The sequence below is a fragment of the Marinilactibacillus piezotolerans genome (assembly GCF_900169305.1).
Classification (GTDB): Bacteria; Bacillota; Bacilli; order Lactobacillales; family Carnobacteriaceae_A; genus Marinilactibacillus; species Marinilactibacillus piezotolerans_A.
This window is the reverse complement of the sequence record NZ_FWDP01000004.1, coordinates 1,198,354-1,215,996: the sequence shown is the minus strand read 5'-3', so window position 1 is coordinate 1,215,996 and position 17,643 is coordinate 1,198,354. Positions and strand designations below refer to the sequence as shown.

The window sequence follows — 17,643 nt, the reverse complement described above, 5'->3', positions numbered from 1 at the left end:
AGCTAATGTGCATACGTCTTTTTAATGTCTTCTGTTCAGTGTTATTGAGTTCTGTTCACTGAACCGATAGAATAAAGAGTGTACATAGAAAGGGATGAGTGCCATGGAAAACAATCAGCAGATAAGCAAAGTGTCAGAGGGGAAAACAAACACTAATCTAAAAAGTGATTCTTTCTGACAAAGTAAATGTACAAGATCAGAGAGGATATGAAGATGTCAGAGTTTTTAAAAGATCAAGAGATTACAATCAGAGATATCACAGCTGACGATATGAAGCAGTTGTGGACATATGCTTATAAAGAAGAAAATCCAGAATGGAAATTATGGGACGCGCCCTATTATGAACATCATGCTTTAGCTTACGAAGTGTTTCTGGAAAAATGCAGTGACTGGATTGAAAATGACCAGATGAAAGTCGTATTGATCAATCAACAAATTGTAGGAACAGTCAGTTATTACTGGGAGCATGAACCTTCGAAATGGCTGGAGATGGGCATTCTTTTGTATGAGCAGCCTCAACGAGAAAAAGGATATGGTACTCGTATCTTAAAATTATGGATCCAACACTTATTTGATTCACTGGATTTAGTGCGAGTAGGCTATACGACTTGGTCTGGTAATCACCGTATGATTCGTGTAGGTGAAAAACTGGGCATGACCATGGAAGCCCGCTTGCGAAAAGTCCGCTACTGGAATGGGACCTACTATGATTCTATCCGAATGGGGATTTTGAAAGAAGAATGGACAGCAAATAAAAATAAAGGATAAAAGCTATAGAGAGACTCTTTTACTAAGGAGTCTCTTTTACTGTTTAGCCATAATAAAACTTTGCAGAAATATCAGTTATATTCAAAAAAAGTTTTAAAAAAGAAATGCTGATAGAACACATATGTAATGGATTACACACTGTAAATGCTGATATAACAACAAAGAAAACGCTTGCTAAAATCAGGATGAGGAAATATAATGAAATCATGAAAGGGGTTACAAAGAACAGAGCGGCAGCAAAAGCGGTACGGACAGTACAGCTAAGATTCGAACTGAACAGCAAGGTTCCTAGGAGTAGAGATCTTGTGGTAAGCAGAGGGGGGGAGCAAAAAAAGGGATAGTTTCAAAACATAATTTTGCAAACGCTTAATCGTGTTCGTGCCAGGTTGATGAAAGTTGCAATCATTCAATTTAAAAGAAGGAAGAAGGTTTATGTTATGGAAAAAGCACTAAATAAATTATCTGATGTATTATCACCGATTGCTTTTAAATTAGACGCAAATAGATACTTATCTGCTGTAAAAGCTGGGTTCTTCGGCGCTATGTCTTTATTGATTATTGGTTCAGTATTCTTGTTATTCGCTAATTTACCGATCAATGGTTATCCAGAATTTATGGAAGGATTGCTGGGTGCAGACTGGAACAGCTATTTCATGGTACCTTATAACATGACCATGGAAATCATGACACCGTTTGTTATGGTTGGTGTAGCCAAATCGTTGGCTAACTACTATAAAGTAGATGATATTGGAGCAATATTACTAGCATTAGTTTCATTCTTTATTTTAACACCTTCTATTGCAGACGCTGGAGGAGCAACAGGGATTCCGACACTTAACTTAAGTGCGAGCGGACTATTCGTTGGAATGCTGGCTGCAGTTATCTCTACAGAAATCTATCGCTGGGTTATTCAAAAAGGCTGGGTCATCAGATTACCAGAATCCGTTCCTTCAAACGTAGCAAGATCATTCTCAGCGCTTATACCTGGATTTATTGTCATTGTTCTTTTCAACTTTGTCCGTATTGGATTCAGTTTAACACCATTTGAAACGGCACACGCATTTATTTTCCAAATTCTGCAAACGCCGTTATTAGCTTTAGCGCGTACATTGCCTACAACTTTTATTATCTTCATCTTTGAAGGGTTGCTATGGTCATTTGGGATTCATGGATCAAACATCGTCGGTGCAGTAATGAACCCGATCTGGTTGAACCTGACAGCTGAAAACGCAACAGCATTTAGTGCTGGGGCTGAACTGCCAAATATCATTAATGCTCAATTCTACGGTAACTTCGTAAAAATCGGAGGAGCTGGTGCAACACTTGGACTAGCAATTTGTCTTCTGTTGTTTGCTAAGTCACAACAATATAAAACATTGGGAAGACTAGCAGCGGTTCCTGGACTATTCAATATCAATGAACCACTTGTTTTTGGGCTTCCGATCGTATTGAACCCAGTACTGATTATTCCGTTCCTATTGATGCCATTGATTATGGCAGGAATGACTTATGCAGCAATGGCTTTAAACTTAGTTCCGTTAACAAACGGTGCCAATATTCCTTGGACCACACCACCAATTATCTCTGGATTACTCTTAAGCGGATGGCGAGGAGCTGTTTTACAAGTCTTCCAAATTGGCGTGAGTGCTGCAGTCTACTACCCATTCTTCAGAATCGTCGATCAGAAAGCGTACCAACTGGAAACAGAGGGTACTGAAGGAATCGAAGCTGTTGAAGAAGGCGGAGTACAAGCGACTCAACCTACAGAAGCTTAAAATAAATCTAACTATATAATTAAACTCTGCGAGAATGCGGCTAACAATCACATTCTCGCAGAGTTTTTGTTTTAAGAGTTTTAAATTGGATTATTCGTTCAGTTGTTGTTGGGCTCCTCAGTCATGCTGACAAGCTTCGTCACTGTTTTCCAGTTTCTGATTGTTGCAGCGGGATCCAGTTTTTGCAGGTGATTGGCTGATTTAGAGTTGCGGATACTTTCATAAAAAAGGAAATAGACGTGTGCTCCGTCTACATGATATTCCTCGCTGTCTTGTTTATATGACTCCAGGGATAATACAGCTACTTCTGATAAAGGGGCGGACAAAAAAGCGACATAGAGACTTTCACCAACTGCAGATTCTTGAGCTTTCGACAGTTCATTATCAGAAAACGGGATATGCTGATAGACGGCTTGAAGATCAGGAGCAGTCCGTAAAAGGACCTGAGCAGAAAAATCGAAAGCAGCAGATAGTTTCTGTTCGATCAAAGGGATCAACTCAGCGGAACTTAAAGCTGATTCGAAAACAATATTCCCGGTTTGGATATAAGTTTGGACCTGTTTGAGATCGAGTGCTGTCAGTGCTTCTCGTAACGCTGCCATTTTAATTTTATTTTTACCACCCACATTGATTCCTCTCAACAATGCAATATAAATCATATTCATCCTCCTATACTATTTAAGTCTATATAGTGAAATTGGATTCTATTATTTTCAGTTTAGAAGAAGGCTCTGAGGATTTTACGACAATATCAAAATGCTCACGAAACGGATGCATGAAGAGTTTGTATTGAATGCGTCTTTCTTGATGTGAGTCATTCAATTCTTTTAAGGTGCGATCTCTTTCTTTAGTATCTCGAGTACTCCTGCGAATCCATTCGGTTTCTCCGTCTGTATAAAAGTAAATCGACAAGTCAAATAAATCAGGGTTTATAAAGGCTGTACTCATTCCTTCAACAATCGTAATAGCATTACTGGAAGAAATTGAAGCTGTGGGCGCGTAAGGGACGTCAATCGTTTGTAAATCATATCCAGCCTTGATCATCTGAATATCTCTTTCTAATGCAGAGACAAAGTGAGCGCTAGGGTGGCAGGCGGTCATTGTATACTGATGGCTTTTTTGGTCAAACATATACTCGATATTAGTGTATTTTCTAACATCGGAAAGGATGATATAAGGATCAGTATTCAGGTAATTAACGTTTTGATCACCTAACACCGCTATGAGTTGTTCAGCAAATGTCGTTTTGCCGGAAGCGCCGTGACCAGAGATACCGATGAGCAGTGATTTTTTCTCCAATGTTCTAATTTTGCCCGCTATCTTTTCTGTAAATGTCTGCATATCCATTATGTCATCACTCCACTGTTAAAGTAAAAACTTTATTAATAAAACCTTTAAGAGGTTAAAAGCTTAATAAGTTTATAGTAAACAAAAAGAACTGAGAAAACCAGAGGAAACGGGCTTCTCAGTTCTTTCATTTAAACAGTCGATTTACTCAACGGTTACAGATTTAGCCAGGTTACGAGGTTTGTCAACATCGTTTCCACGGTGAAGTGCCGTATAGTAAGCAATCAATTGTGTTGGTATCACGCTGATCAGCGGAGTTAATAGATCATGAACTTTAGGAAGAACATAAGCGTCTTCTTGACGATCTAATCCTTCCATGGAAATGATCATACTGTTCGCTCCGCGAGAAATCACTTCGTGGGCATTCCCGCGAGTGTGTGGTCCAGAAACTTCATCCGTAATGATTGAAATAACGGGTGTATTCTCTTCGATCAATGCGATCGTACCATGTTTTAATTCTCCTGATGCCCAGCCTTCAGCTTGAACGTAAGAAACTTCTTTTAATTTCAAAGCAGCTTCCATTACGACGTAGTAATCGATTCCGCGACCAATATAGAAAGCATTTTTGCTTGTGCTCAAGTGAGTCACTGACAGATGTTCGAAGATTTCGTGATCATCAATAACTGTTTCGATAGCGTTAGCGATGATGCCTAGTTCATGAGCGACATCGATCGGAGAAGTTTCTCCATTGGATTTTTCAATACATTCAGCAAGGATTGCTAAAACAGCAATTTGTGCTGTGTAAGCTTTTGTTGAAGCTACAGCAATTTCAGGACCCGCATGCAATAGTAATGTATGTTTCGCTTCTCTAGAAAGTGTAGAACCAGGAACGTTTGTCAACGTTAAAGAAGGGTATCCTGCTTTGTTTACTTGAACCAACACTTGGCGGCTGTCCGCTGTTTCACCTGATTGCGATAAGAAGATGAAGAACGGTTTCTTAGTCAATAGAGGTGTGTTGTAAGCAAACTCACTTGCTAAATGAACTTCAGTTGGAGTACCTGTAACACGTTCAAGTAACTGTTTACCGACCCAACCTGCATTATAACTTGTTCCGCAAGCCACGATATAAACGCGGTCGCTCTCAATGATTTCTGCCAATACTTCTTCGTCAATCTCTAGCTGACCTTCTGCATTTTGGTATTGCTGAACCAATTTACGCATAACAGCTGGTTGCTCATCGATTTCTTTGATCATGTAGTATGGGTAAGTTCCTTTACCTAAGTCATTTGCATCGATATGAGCAGTGTAGCTGTCACGTTCGATCACTTCGCCGGCAAGGTCTTCGATTTTGATGGAATCTTTTGTCAGAGTAGCCACTTCGCCATCCATCAATTCGATGAATTCAGTCGTTTCACGAACCATTGCCATAGCATCTGAAGAAATAACGTTGAATCCTTCGCCAGTACCCAATAATAAAGGAGACTTGTTTTTAGCAGCGTACAGAGTGTCTGGGTTTTCGTTATCAACTAATGCTAATGCGTAAGAACCTTTCAATGTAACGGTTGCTTTTTTGAAGGCATCAATGGTTTCAAGACCTTCAGATTCTACGAACCAAGCGATTAGTTGAACGATAACTTCTGTATCTGTTGTACTGTGGAATTCTACATCTGACAGATAAGCGTCACGGACTTCTTCAAAGTTCTCGATTACACCATTATGTACAATAGTGAAACGACCGCTTGTAGATTGATGAGGATGAGCATTGGCTACACTTGGAACACCGTGGGTTGCCCAGCGTGTATGACCGATTCCTGAGAAAGCGTTGATAGAACCATCTACTTTTTCACGAAGTGCCGCAATACGGCCTTTTTCTTTAAATAAATGACCTTGATTTTCTTCATCTGTTACATAAATACCCGCAGAGTCATATCCTCGGTACTCTAGTGTATCCAAACCATTCAATAAAATTTCTTTTGCATCTTTATTTCCGATATATCCTACAATTCCGCACATAAGTGTTCCTTCTTTCAATAATTTTTTTAGAGGTATAGACCAGATTAGCATTGGTATATACTGTTTTTTGGTTTCGATAACGTGATGCATGACAATATTATAACCTATACTAAGGATTGTCAAATAAATATTGGACTAAATAATAAAATTGGTATATGTGTTATTTTAAATGGTCCTTGTAGAGTAGTTTGCTTAATTATATTAAGTGAAAAGAGAAAGACTTAATATAATTAAGCAAATGGCAGATAATTTCATCTTAAATTAAGCAAGGATTCATATTAATCTACTCATTAATATGAATCTTGTCAAAAAAACTATGACAATGTCTCCACTAGTAGAGCTAATATTAAGTAAGCGTAGCGCTTACAATGTAAATGTAAGGTTAAGCAGTAAATATTATAAATAAAAAAGGAGAATATAACATGCAGCAAACACAAAGTAGAGGTGCAAAAGCTTTTATTCAACGCTTGGGTTCTTATCTGAGCGGTATGATCATGCCGAATATCGGAGCGCTGATCGCTTGGGGAATTCTTACAGCATTATTTATTCCAGATAGTTTCTTACCCAGGGAGAGTCTAGCAACAATGGTAGACCCGATCATCAGATTTCTGATTCCAATATTGATCGCTTATCAAGGTGGTAGTGTGGTTCACGGACAGAGAGGAGCAGTCGTTGGGGTTATCACAGCGATGGGGGTCATCATGGGTGCCCCTGAAGCACCGATGTTCTTAGGCGCTATGGTTTCCGGTCCTTTGGGTGGGTTTGCAATCAAACTCTTTGATGATTTCTTCTCAGACAAGATTCCGACAGGGTTTGAGATGCTGGTCATCAACTTCTCAAGCGGAATTATCGGTTTCTTGCTATCGCTATTAGCCTTCTGGGCGATTGGTCCTGTCTTCTTAGGCTTGAACAACGCCATGGCTGCCGGAGTAGAGTGGATCATTAACGCAAATTTACTACCGTTGACAAACGTATTTATTGAACCAGCTAAAGTTTTATTCTTAAATAATGCAATTAACCACGGTATCTTTACACCGCTGGGAGCTCAGCAGACAACTGAAGCAGGAAAATCAATCATTTACCTGTTGGAAGCTAACCCGGGACCAGGACTTGGTATCTTACTTTCTTACTTGGTGTTTGGTAAAGGGTCAGCAAGATCTTCATCTGCTGGAGCAATCTTGATTCACTTTATCGGTGGGATTCATGAAATTTATTTCCCATATGTATTGATGAAACCAGCAATGTTTTTAGCAGCAATTGCCGGCGGGGTTACAGGGACTTTCACAAACGTATTACTAGACGGCGCGCTCCGTGCACCAGCTTCACCAGGTTCGATACTTGCGATTTTGGCAAACACAGCTTCAGGTTCTTATGTAACAGTTATCTTAAGTGTTATCTTAGCAGCTGCGGCTTCATTTGCAGTTGGAGCGCTTGTTCTGAAATTAGACAAAGCAGAAGAGGAAGATGACGCATTAGATGCAGCAATGGGTGTTGAAGCAGTTGAAAACAACCATGTCAGCAAAATCATCTTCGCTTGTGATGCTGGTATGGGATTGTCAGCAATGTGCGCTTCATTTCTTAATATTGCAGAAACGCAGAAAACAGTGAATTTCTCCACTGTTTTCTGCGTTTCCTTTTGAAGCGAAAGAGAGTGGACTCCAAACAGAAGCGCTGGTTTCTACTGTTGCCAAGCTACTCTGCTACAATGATCCCAACGATCAGGAAAGTGTTGAACTGCAAAAAAGATTGTCAAAAGAGTCTGTCTCTGATGTGGTTAAAGACATCACACAATTACAAGACGAGCAGTTGACTGAAAGAATTGCTGAAGCATATTGTAAAGTGAAAAAACATTGAAAATGAAAAAATAATGATAAAACGTGCTTCATTATATAACTATTTAATTATATTCTCAATATTTTCTCTAAATTATCATAATGTAATTTTGTATACCCTACTGTATATTGGCAAGAAAAACCGTTTTAAAAAGTAAAACGACTGTATATTTGTTAAATTTATCAAAATGAATTTTCATTAAAAAGTTTGTTATATAAACGTATATATGGTAATATACAGTTAATGGATTTTACAGATAGACTTGTATTCAGGCAAGTTTTGAATAACAAGTCTACATACATTTAGGGGGAGAAAGAATGGTTTATAAAAAATTAGTTGGGTTATTGGCGGTTTCCAGCCTTTTATTAGCGGCATGCGGTTCTGGAGATGAATCAGAAACAGAAACGGACACTACTGAAGAAGCGAGCTCAGGTTCTGAAAATTCTGGTGAAAGTGCACTAGAAATTATCGACAGCATTGAGTCAGACGATCTTAACTACACTTCTACAATCGAATTGGAACTTTCAGGTGCAACCTGGACAGAGGATGGTTATGTATACAATCCAGTTAGCGGAGAAGCTGTTATTACAGGAACGGCTGTAGCAACTGAAGAAGGTGTAACGCCTTACGCATATATCATTCAAGATGGTCAAGTTGTGGCTAAGCCTGAAGTTACAGAGGGTGAATTCACTTATCCTGTTTCAACTCCTGCAGAAGATACAACTTATCAAGTTGGTGTTTCTGACGAAGATTTGGGAGCAGTTGGAGATGAAGTGAATGCTGAAGATTTAATTCGTCACGAAACGGTTATTGTTTCAGCAACTGAAGCAGAGCCAGCTGCAGAATAATTTAAAAACCAGACTTAGTATATGGACAGCCGAGGTTTTCTTGCGTGAAGCAGGAAAACTTCGGTTTTTTGTCTAGTCAGTTTATCTGGACGATTTCCTGACTTGAAAACTGAGATATTCATGGTTTCTTTAAATTTTGATGGTATTCTAGTTGTATATGAACCTCGAATAACTTCAAAGGGTGGGAACAAATGCAATTTATTCAAAAAATGTTGTTTTATATGAATGGCCGTTACGGAATGGATGAATTTTCCAGAGTGTTGCTGATTGCGGGATTAGTGATCAATCTATTATCCAATTTTGTCGGCGGATTGATTTTCTCCGTTATAGGGATAGCATTCATCGCCTATGCTATTTTGAGAGTATTATCAAAAGAAAAAGCTGCACGTTATAAGGAATATAGAAAATATATCCAAATCAAGCAAAAAACAGTGACGTTCTTTCAGCGATTGAAAAACAAGCGAGCGCAGCAGAAAGTATATAAGTTTTATACTTGTGTTTCCTGCAAGCAGAAAGTGCGTGTTCCAAAAGGAAAAGGGAAAGTGAAAATTACTTGTCCTTCTTGTCACCATCAGTTTGTTAAAAAGACATAATAGACAGTTGAGTGTTCGGATGTGAAACATGTTTTTCATTCATCAACTGTGCTATACTGAATACAAAGCACGATACGGAAAAACTGGACGATCAATCGTTCAGCTTTTTTGCATGTACAAGAATTTTACTGCAAGGAGATTAACCATGAAATTAGTTATTGGATTAGGCAACCCAGGTGCAAAATATAGAGAAACCAAGCATAATATAGGGTTTATTGTATTAGATGAATTAGCTTTCCAGTTAGGGTGGGCTTTCAATAAAAGTAAATTTGATTCTGTTTATGCGGAGGGCAGAATCGGTACAGAGAAAGTGTTGCTGATTAAACCGCAGACATTTATGAATGATTCCGGAAGATCTGTTCGTCCGTGGATGGACTATTATGAGTTGACTGAAGAAGATATTGTTGTGATCTATGATGATATGGACTTGCCGACTGGGAAAATTCGTTTGAGAACAAAAGGCGGAGCAGGCGGACATAACGGTATCAAAAGTATTATCCAGCATATCGGGACGAAAACATTCAATCGAATTCGAGTTGGTGTAGGACGTCCATATGAAGGGCAGTCTGTTATTTCTCATGTGTTGAATGGATTCGACAAATCGGTACATGAAGAGATGCTCGCTGCAGTCAAACAGTCGGCTGATGCAGTGAAATATTGGTCAGAAGGGCAGACGTTCCAAGATACAATGACCAAATATAATTAAAACGTAAAGCAGCTGGTTAAAGATTGAAAAAGGAGAAGGAAACTATTGGCTACCATTACAAGTTTTTTAAGAGAGAAGTCTTCTGTCCAAGCGGTCTTCTCTGCTGTCGGTAAACGACAAACACAATTGATTACCGGAATTGCCGGTTCTGCTAGAGCGCTATTTCTTTCTTCTTTACTGAAGGAGAAACAGCAGCAGATCGTTATTGTTACTCAGAATTTATATCATGCCAATCAACTGATGGCAGATTTCACTGGTCTGATTCCTGATGACCAGTTATTTGTGTTTTCAGTAGATGATATGATTCATGCCGAGATGGCGATTGCTTCACCGGAAGCTCGTGCAGAGCGAGTACAGGCACTTGATTATTTGTTGTCTGGCCAACCAGGCGTAGTCATCGTGCCGCTATCAGGTGTTAGAAAATTACTGCCGCCAAAAGCAGTATTCGAACAGGCGCATATCAATATTGAACTAGGCGCAGAAATCGAATTTGAAACTTTTGCAAAATCACTCGTCAATATGGGGTACCGCAGAGAGCAGAAAGTCGCTGCTCCTGGAGAATTCAGCATTAGAGGCGGAATCATTGATGTCTACCCGCTGACAGAGGAAAATCCTGTACGAATCGAGTTCTTTGATATAGAAGTGGATTCATTGAGATTTTTTGATGCAGATACCCAACGGTCGATCAGTAATGTGGAAAAAATCTCGTTGATTCCTGCAACTGACTTTTTAGTGACAGAAGAACAATTGCAGCCTGCTGCAGACAAATTGAGAAAAGCTTTGTCAGACAATCTGTCTTCTATGACAGACAACGAGGCAAAACAGCAGTTGAGCAAACAATTAAATGGAATGATTGATCAACTAGAGGCAGGGGAGCTTTCTGATGATTTAGTGAAGTTCAGAGATTTTATTTATGAGAAAAACACCTCTGTCTTAGAATATATTTCAGAAGATGCCACTATAGTAATGGATGAATATCCTCGAATATTAGAAAAGGATGCTATGCTGAATGAGGAAGAAGCAGAGTGGGTCACTTCTCAGCTGTCTCAACGCTTGATTCTGCAGAAACAAACCTTTTCTAATGACTTCAGAACAGAAATGAAAAAGCTGGATCAAGACATTCTGCATTTTGCATTATTTCAAAAAGGAATGCGCGGATTAAAATTTGATGCAATCCATCCTTTCCAGTACCGCAGTATGCAGCAGTTTTTCGGTCAAATGCATTTGTTGAAGACAGAGATGGAACGTTGGGAGAAGCAAGGATATACAGTCGTAGTCATGACAGTGGATGATGAACGAGCAGACAAAGTGAATCGAACACTGCTGGATTTTGAGATTCCAAGTATCTTGTCAGACCAAGATGATATTCAGGAACAGAAGATTCAAGTGATTCCTTCAACTGTTCAGAATGGATTTGAACTGCCCGGAGAGAAACTAGCGGTATTAACTGAAAAAGAGTTATTTAACCGAGTCAATCGTAAACGAGCTCGTCGTCAGAATATCTCTAATGCAGAAAGACTAAAAAATTACACTGAACTGAATCCTGGAGATTTTGTGGTGCATGTCAATCACGGAATCGGAAAATATACGGGTATGGAGACCATGGAGATCAACGGTGTCCATCAGGATTATATGTCGATCGTTTATGAGAATGACTCCAAACTGTTTATCCCGGTTACCCAAGTCAATTTGCTTCAGAAATATGTTTCTTCTGAAGGGAAAACACCGAAGATCAATAAACTGGGTGGTACAGCCTGGTCTAAAACAAAACGTAAAGTTGCTTCCCAGGTAGAAGATATCGCAGATGATTTGATTGAGTTGTACGCGGAGAGAGAACGCAAAAAAGGCTTTCCATTTTCTAAAGACAATGAGTATCAGCATGAATTTGATGCGGCTTTCCCTTATTCAGAAACAGATGATCAGCTTCGTTCTATTAAAGAAGTGAAACGGGATATGGAAAAAGACAAACCAATGGACCGCCTGCTGGTCGGAGATGTTGGATATGGGAAAACAGAAGTGGCCATGCGTGCAGTATTCAAAGCTGTCCAAGACGGCAAGCAAGTAGCTATCTTGGTTCCAACAACAGTATTAGCGCAGCAGCATTATGAAACGATGGTTGAGCGATTCAGAGAGTTTCCAGTAGAAATTGGCTTGATGAGTCGATTCAGAACGAGTCAGCAAGTCAAAAAGTTAACGGAAGGTCTGCGTAAAGGCCAAGTAGACGTGGTTGTCGGAACGCACCGTGTCTTGTCAAAAGATGTACAGTTTCAGGACCTGGGATTGTTAGTCGTGGATGAAGAGCAGCGCTTTGGTGTGAAACACAAAGAACGGTTGAAACAGCTGAAGCAGGAAGTGGATGTGCTGACATTGACCGCGACACCGATTCCTAGAACCTTGCATATGTCCATGCTGGGTGTAAGAGATCTTTCGGTCATTGAGACACCGCCGGCGAATCGTTATCCAGTACAGACGTATGTGATGGAAATGAATGGCATCGTCATTGGAGAAGCGATGAAGCGAGAGATGGCCCGCGGGGGTCAAGTGTTCTACCTGCATAACCGCGTCAGTACGATCGAACAGCGGGCAGAAGAGCTGCAGCAATTCGTACCGGAAGCGCGAATCGGGATTGCACACGGCCAAATGCCGGAAGGGCAGCTGGAAAGTATATTATTCGACTTTATTCAAGGGGAATACGATATTCTCGTTACAACAACCATCATTGAAACAGGGATCGACATGCCGAACGTGAATACACTATTAGTAGAAGATGCAGATCGTATGGGTCTGTCGCAACTGTATCAGCTAAGAGGAAGAGTCGGCAGAAGCAGCCGAGTAGCATATGCTTACTTTATGCACCAGCCTAATAAGATTCTGACAGAAGTCAGTGAAAAAAGGCTGCAGGCTATCAAAGACTTTACTGAGCTGGGATCTGGTTTCAAGATTGCGATGAGAGACTTGTCGATTCGTGGAGCAGGAAACTTGCTGGGACAGCAGCAGCACGGATTTATTGATTCGGTTGGGTTTGACCTTTATTCGCAAATGCTGGCTGAAGCAGTGGCAAGAAAACGCGGAGACGAAACGCAGCAGCATACCAACGTTGAAATGGATCTCTCTGTGGATGCTTATCTTCCAGGGACATATGTGGAAGATGAAAGACAAAAAATCGAACTGTACAAGCGGATTCGTGAATTCTCTAGTGATGAGGATTACGTAGAACTGCAGGATGAATTGATCGATCGGTTCGGTGACTATCCTCAGGAAGTCTCTGACTTATTAACGATTGGTCTGTTGAAGATGTACAGCGATACTGCATTGATCGAAACCATTAAACGCGAGAAACGTCAAGTGATTGTGAGCTTTTCAAAAGAAGGGGCGAAACAGCTTCCGCTTCCGGAAATTTTTAAAGCGCTGAAAGATAGTACATTGAAGACAGATATGAATACCAATGGCGGATTGAGTATTGAATTCAAACTGCCGCATAAACTGACCGATAATGCCTGGATGGACGAATTGGTTTTATTTGCTAAAAATATCGCTGAATTTCTAACACAACAGAAAAAAGTGAAAACGAAAGCTGGTCAGCAAGATGAGTGAAAGGGCTAATAAACATCACTCGCATATGATGAAAGGTGCCCTGATTTTGTCAATGGCTGCCTTAGTGACAAAAGTACTGAGTGCCGTCTATAAGGTGCCTTTTCAAAATCTGACTGGTGATAAAGGGTTCTATGTTTATCAGCAGATTTACCCGTTTTATGGTATAGCCGTTGCCCTGGCTTTAAATGGACTGCCGCTGTTTATTTCGAAACTGGTTGCAGAAGAAGAGGCTGATCGTCAGATGCGAGTTTTAAAAGAAATCGGGTTGTGGCTTATGCTGGGATCAGGTACTTTGTTCCTCTTATTCTGGTTAGGTGCTGACTTGATTGCACTGTTGATGGGAGACCCAGAGTTGACTCCGGTTATTCGATCTGTTTCTTATATTTACTTGTTTATTCCTGGTCTAGCAAGTATCAGAGGGTATTTTCAAGGAAACTTGGATATGGTGCCGACTGGGATTTCGCAAGTAGGTGAGCAAATCGCACGGATTACAGTTCTTCTGGCAGCGGCTTATCTATTTACATTAACGGACTGGTCCGTTTACCAGATGGGCACCTATGCTTTGTCTTCTTCTTGGGTCGCAGGCATAATAGGGCTGAGTATTTTAATTCTGTATGTGCTGAAACGAAATACAGAGAACGATAGAAATGCGGCTTTCGTTTTTTTTAGAGGCGAACGAGTGCAAAAGCGTTCTTTTTTGAGAGTCGGTAAGCGGCTGGCGATCGAAGGACTACCGTTAACGGCTATGAGCAGCATGATGGTGCTGTTCCAACTGATCGATTCATTTACGGTCTACAATGGATTGATCAATGCCGGTTTTACTGAGGCATTAGCGATGAACATGAAAGGGATTTATGATCGCGGGCAGCCTTTTGTACAGTTAGGGCTGGTCGCAGGATTAGGAATCTCGACAAGTGCACTGCCGTTACTGCGCCGATATAGCCAAGAGAAAAAAACAGCAGCCTGGAAACAAAGTGCAGTATCCGTTTTAAAACTGACCTTGCTGTTTTCAGGAGCCGCTGCTGTTGGTCTGATCGCCATCATGCCTTGGCTTAACGAGGCACTTTTTGCGGATCAGTCCGGAACTGCGGTTTTGCAAGTTTTTGTAATCAGTGTTTTGCTGGCATCTATGATCAGTATTACTCTGTCGATCTTGCAAAGCAGCACTAGCCAACTGCTTCCGATAGCGGCTCTATCAATAGGGCTGCTGTTCAAGCTGCTTATGAATCAATTCGCTGTACGGTATGCAGGTGTAATGGGCTCCAGTTATCTGACTGTTCTTTCGTTACTACTGGTGCTGCTGATTATGTCCACACAGCTGCCGATCGGTATTTGGCATCAGTTATTTGAAAAAGGCCAATGGATAAAAATGCCCTTAGTGTTATCTGTTATGGGTGTGATAACACATTTTGGAGTCGGCGGTTTGGCTCAGGTATTGCCTGAAGAGAACCGATTAACGGCCTTTGTTTTAGCGTTGGCAGGTGTTTTGGTCGGAGGGGTCGCTTTTTTACTGGGATTAACTCAGTTTAACCTCCTAAGTGAACAAGAATGGCATTATATGCCGTTCAGTAAAATATATGAACGTATTCAAAAAAAGAAGTAATGGATTAAAGCAAATAAACCTCAGCTGCATATAACCTGGGGCTGAAGGGAGAAGAAAAAATGGGAAAAATAAAAGTGGTCGGTTTAGGGTCTTCAGATATGGATCAGCTGACCTTGGGAGTCTACAAGACAATAAAAGAAGCCGATCAGCTTTACGTGCGAACGCAAGATCATCCGGTAGTCAAGCAGCTTCAGGAAGATCAAGTTGTTATGACATTTTTTGATGATTTCTACGAACAATATGCTGAATTTGACCAAGTGTACCCAGCAATAGCGGACCAGCTGCTGACTTTGTCGGAAAGTAAAGAGATTGTTTATGCTGTACCAGGACATCCGATGGTAGCAGAGAAAACGGTGCAGTTATTATTAGCCTCGGATGCTGAAGTAGAGATTGTTGGTGGAAAAAGCTTTATCGATGATATGTTTCAAGCTGTTAAAGCCGATCCGGTCAATGGATTCCAGCTTCTAGATGCTTTCGACTTGTCAGCAGATGTAATCCAAACAGGTCAATCCATTATGGTCATGCAAGTTTTTAATCAGTTGATGGCTAGCGAAGTGAAGCTGACGCTGATGGAAAAGTACCCTGATGAACATCGGATCTGTATAGTAGATGCTGCCGGCAGTATGGAAGAGTCAGCAGAGTGGATGCCGCTTTATGAATTGGATCGTTTTGACGGGGTGCATAACTTAAGATCTGTCTATGTTCCTCCATTAGAAAGAGATCAGAGAACCAGATCGTTTGAATTGCTGCAGTACTATACTGACGAAATTACGGGTGATTCGGGAGATGTTTGGATTAGAGAACAAACCCACCATTCCCTTTTGCCTTATTTAAAAGAGGAAACAGAAGAACTGATTCAAGCTTTTGAAAATGATGATATCGAAAATATCATTGAAGAGCTTGGTGATGTTCTGATGCAGATTTTATATCAGACCAACTTGGCTGAAAAAACAGGTGAATTTACCTTTGAAGAAGTGCTGGACAACATAAATCGTAAATTAAGACGCCGTCATCCGCATGTGTTTGATGGGGTAAAAGCGGAAACGGTTGAAGAAGTCGATGCTCTGTGGCAAGCCATCAAGAAAAAAGAAAAAGAAGAAAGAAGGTAATCTTATGAGACTTGATAAGTTTCTGAAAGTATCCAGAATTATTAAAAGAAGATCTGTGGCAAAAGAAATTGCAGATAAAGACCGCATCCAGATCAACGGAAAGACAGCGAAATCTTCTACAACGGTCAAAGAAGGCGATGAATTGAGTATTCGTTTTGGAAATAAGACCATGGTTGTTAAAGTAGAAGCATTGAGAGATACAACCAAAAAAGATGAAGCGAAAGACCTATACAGCATTATTGAAGAAACATACAATAACTAAAATCGTCTGATGCAGAAGCAAAATCAATGAACAAAAGAGCATAAAGAAATTGTCACAGTAATCGCATATTAAATTACTGTGACAATCCTTTGCTTATAATGGGATTCTTGCTATAATCAATCTACTAAAAGAAAAGGCATTCTTGAGAGGTAGAGGTTTATGGAAAAGAAAAAGCGACCAGTCATTACAAAACTAGACAACCAATACATAGAAGAAAAGACACTTGAGAATATTCGCCATAAAAAAAGGCTCAAATTTATTAAACGACGAACGATGTTCATCACTATTTTAGGCTTGGTTTTTGTAGCGTTCCTTGTCGCACCTTTAGTACGCAATTATGGAGAATGGCAAGAATCAAAAATCGAACAGGCTGAAGCAAAAGAAACATTAGCAGCTTTAGAACTCAAGCAGGAAGAACTGGAATATTACGTAGGACTGCTGGAAAATGAGGATTATGTCCTCAAACTAGCGAGAAGCGAATATTATCTGACTAAAGGGGATGAAGTGGTTTTCAGTTTCCCAGAAGACAAAACCCCCGATTATGCTGATCCGGTTAATGACACTGAAGCCGATGAATCAGAAGCTGATCAGAATAGCAGCAGCAGTTCAGAGGAAGAATAACTGCTGAGGCAGAAAAACAAGGTTGCATGCTTTTTAAAGAGAATGGCGAACGATTTCTTCTTAAAGAGAGCAAAACCTTTTGAAAATACTTTATTATCCAAAATGTGCATGGTATAATATGTACAAATTAATTAGGAGGCAACAAAGAAAACATGTCAATTGAAGTTGGAAGCAAAGTAGAAGGTAAGGTAACTGGGATCGCAAATTTTGGTGCATTTATTGACCTTGGAGACAAGAAAACGGGATTAGTTCACATTAGTGAGGTATCCGACAGCTATGTAGAAAATATCAATGAAGTATTAGAAGTGGGTCAGACAGTTACTGTTAAAGTATTGTCTATAGCAGACGACGGAAAGATCGGATTATCTATTCGTAAAGCTCAAGACAAACCTGTCGAAGAAGCTCCAAAGAAAAAAGTGCCTCAACGACCAAAAAGCAGCAGCTATTCATCTAACAATAAACGCAGCAGTGCAGCAGCACCTAAAAAAGATGACTTTGATTCTTTAATGAATTCATTTTTGAAAGACAGTGAAGACCGCTTGACATCTTTAAAACGCAATACTGAAAACAAACGCGGCGGGCGCGGCGGCCGTCGAGGATAATAAGGTCATTCAAAAGAGGATAGGTTGAA

General features: G+C 40.3%; 14 protein-coding genes and 1 pseudogene. 12 read left to right on the top strand and 3 right to left on the bottom strand.

All coding sequences use genetic code 11. The annotated features are described in order from the left end of the window. Positions 1 to 213: 213 nt before the first annotated feature. Together B6F02_RS09545 and celB are read left to right on the top strand one after the other, a co-directional pair. Positions 214 to 768: a GNAT family N-acetyltransferase gene (locus tag B6F02_RS09545; RefSeq protein ID WP_080147112.1), complete on the top strand. Its 555-nt coding sequence runs from the start codon at positions 214 to 216 to the stop codon at positions 766 to 768. Between the two features lie 437 nt (positions 769 to 1,205). Beyond that, positions 1,206 to 2,543, top strand: a complete 1,338-nt coding sequence (celB, locus tag B6F02_RS09535) for a PTS cellobiose transporter subunit IIC (RefSeq protein ID WP_080147110.1) — start codon at positions 1,206 to 1,208, stop codon at positions 2,541 to 2,543. A gap of 98 nt (positions 2,544 to 2,641) precedes the next feature. On the opposite strand, the gene B6F02_RS09530 is transcribed toward celB, so the two are convergent. From B6F02_RS09530 to glmS, 3 genes are all read right to left on the bottom strand, one after another. After that, a complete protein-coding gene (locus B6F02_RS09530) occupies positions 2,642 to 3,202 on the bottom strand; it encodes a DUF1697 domain-containing protein (RefSeq protein WP_143745271.1) in 561 nt (186 codons plus the stop codon). 25 nt (positions 3,203 to 3,227) lie between these two features. Next, on the bottom strand, positions 3,228 to 3,890 hold the full coding sequence (locus tag B6F02_RS09525; RefSeq protein ID WP_256864680.1) for a uridine kinase family protein: 663 nt from the start codon (positions 3,888 to 3,890) through the stop codon (positions 3,228 to 3,230). A 144-nt stretch (positions 3,891 to 4,034) separates the two neighbouring features. Then, the gene (glmS, locus tag B6F02_RS09520) at positions 4,035 to 5,843 is read right to left on the bottom strand and encodes a glutamine--fructose-6-phosphate transaminase (isomerizing) (protein WP_080147108.1); all 1,809 of its coding nucleotides are present in this window, start codon (positions 5,841 to 5,843) and stop codon (positions 4,035 to 4,037) included. A gap of 422 nt (positions 5,844 to 6,265) precedes the next feature. Between glmS and mtlA the strand changes: the two are divergent. From mtlA to B6F02_RS09470, 10 genes and pseudogenes are all read left to right on the top strand, one after another. Continuing rightward, positions 6,266 to 7,423: pseudogene (gene mtlA, locus B6F02_RS09515) on the top strand (mannitol-specific PTS transporter subunit IIC); the annotation flags it as partial. A gap of 570 nt (positions 7,424 to 7,993) precedes the next feature. After that, the gene (locus B6F02_RS09510) at positions 7,994 to 8,524 is read left to right on the top strand and encodes a hypothetical protein (RefSeq protein WP_080147106.1); all 531 of its coding nucleotides are present in this window, start codon (positions 7,994 to 7,996) and stop codon (positions 8,522 to 8,524) included. A 191-nt stretch (positions 8,525 to 8,715) separates the two neighbouring features. Then, positions 8,716 to 9,117, top strand: a complete 402-nt coding sequence (locus B6F02_RS09505; RefSeq protein ID WP_080147105.1) for a hypothetical protein — start codon at positions 8,716 to 8,718, stop codon at positions 9,115 to 9,117. A 145-nt stretch (positions 9,118 to 9,262) separates the two neighbouring features. Next, positions 9,263 to 9,823, top strand: a complete 561-nt coding sequence (gene pth / locus B6F02_RS09500; RefSeq protein ID WP_080147104.1) for an aminoacyl-tRNA hydrolase — start codon at positions 9,263 to 9,265, stop codon at positions 9,821 to 9,823. 45 nt (positions 9,824 to 9,868) lie between these two features. Next, the gene (gene mfd / locus B6F02_RS09495) at positions 9,869 to 13,417 is read left to right on the top strand and encodes a transcription-repair coupling factor (RefSeq protein ID WP_080147103.1); all 3,549 of its coding nucleotides are present in this window, start codon (positions 9,869 to 9,871) and stop codon (positions 13,415 to 13,417) included. Further along, positions 13,410 to 15,020, top strand: a complete 1,611-nt coding sequence (locus B6F02_RS09490) for a putative polysaccharide biosynthesis protein (RefSeq protein ID WP_080147102.1) — start codon at positions 13,410 to 13,412, stop codon at positions 15,018 to 15,020. The genes mfd and B6F02_RS09490 overlap by 8 nt, the downstream gene beginning before the upstream one ends. Before the next feature lie 59 nt (positions 15,021 to 15,079). Then, positions 15,080 to 16,129, top strand: a complete 1,050-nt coding sequence (locus B6F02_RS09485; protein ID WP_080147101.1) for a MazG nucleotide pyrophosphohydrolase domain-containing protein — start codon at positions 15,080 to 15,082, stop codon at positions 16,127 to 16,129. Between the two features lie 4 nt (positions 16,130 to 16,133). After that, a complete protein-coding gene (locus B6F02_RS09480) occupies positions 16,134 to 16,391 on the top strand; it encodes an RNA-binding S4 domain-containing protein (RefSeq protein WP_080147100.1) in 258 nt (85 codons plus the stop codon). A 159-nt stretch (positions 16,392 to 16,550) separates the two neighbouring features. After that, a complete protein-coding gene (locus B6F02_RS09475) occupies positions 16,551 to 17,012 on the top strand; it encodes an FtsB family cell division protein (protein ID WP_080147099.1) in 462 nt (153 codons plus the stop codon). Positions 17,013 to 17,164: 152 nt separating this feature from the next. Continuing rightward, positions 17,165 to 17,614 carry a S1 domain-containing RNA-binding protein gene (locus tag B6F02_RS09470; protein ID WP_080147098.1) on the top strand — a complete coding sequence of 150 codons (450 nt, stop codon included), beginning with the start codon at positions 17,165 to 17,167 and terminating at the stop codon, positions 17,612 to 17,614. Positions 17,615 to 17,643: the final 29 nt, after the last annotated feature.

Excerpts from the sequence above, each read along its gene's own strand:
- B6F02_RS09530 (WP_143745271.1), bottom strand. The coding sequence starts at position 3,202 with ATGATTTATATTGCATTGTTGAGAGGAATCAATGTGGGTGGTAAAAAT.
- B6F02_RS09480 (WP_080147100.1), top strand. The coding sequence starts at position 16,134 with ATGAGACTTGATAAGTTTCTGAAAGTATCCAGAATTATTAAAAGAAGA.
- B6F02_RS09475 (WP_080147099.1), top strand. The coding sequence starts at position 16,551 with ATGGAAAAGAAAAAGCGACCAGTCATTACAAAACTAGACAACCAATAC.
- B6F02_RS09525 (WP_256864680.1), bottom strand. The coding sequence starts at position 3,890 with ATGGATATGCAGACATTTACAGAAAAGATAGCGGGCAAAATTAGAACA.
- B6F02_RS09510 (WP_080147106.1), top strand. The coding sequence starts at position 7,994 with ATGGTTTATAAAAAATTAGTTGGGTTATTGGCGGTTTCCAGCCTTTTA.
- pth (WP_080147104.1), top strand. The coding sequence starts at position 9,263 with ATGAAATTAGTTATTGGATTAGGCAACCCAGGTGCAAAATATAGAGAA.
- glmS (WP_080147108.1), bottom strand. The coding sequence starts at position 5,843 with ATGTGCGGAATTGTAGGATATATCGGAAATAAAGATGCAAAAGAAATT.
- B6F02_RS09490 (WP_080147102.1), top strand. The coding sequence starts at position 13,410 with ATGAGTGAAAGGGCTAATAAACATCACTCGCATATGATGAAAGGTGCC.
- B6F02_RS09470 (WP_080147098.1), top strand. The coding sequence starts at position 17,165 with ATGTCAATTGAAGTTGGAAGCAAAGTAGAAGGTAAGGTAACTGGGATC.
- B6F02_RS09545 (WP_080147112.1), top strand. The coding sequence starts at position 214 with ATGTCAGAGTTTTTAAAAGATCAAGAGATTACAATCAGAGATATCACA.
- B6F02_RS09485 (WP_080147101.1), top strand. The coding sequence starts at position 15,080 with ATGGGAAAAATAAAAGTGGTCGGTTTAGGGTCTTCAGATATGGATCAG.
- celB (WP_080147110.1), top strand. The coding sequence starts at position 1,206 with ATGGAAAAAGCACTAAATAAATTATCTGATGTATTATCACCGATTGCT.
- B6F02_RS09505 (WP_080147105.1), top strand. The coding sequence starts at position 8,716 with ATGCAATTTATTCAAAAAATGTTGTTTTATATGAATGGCCGTTACGGA.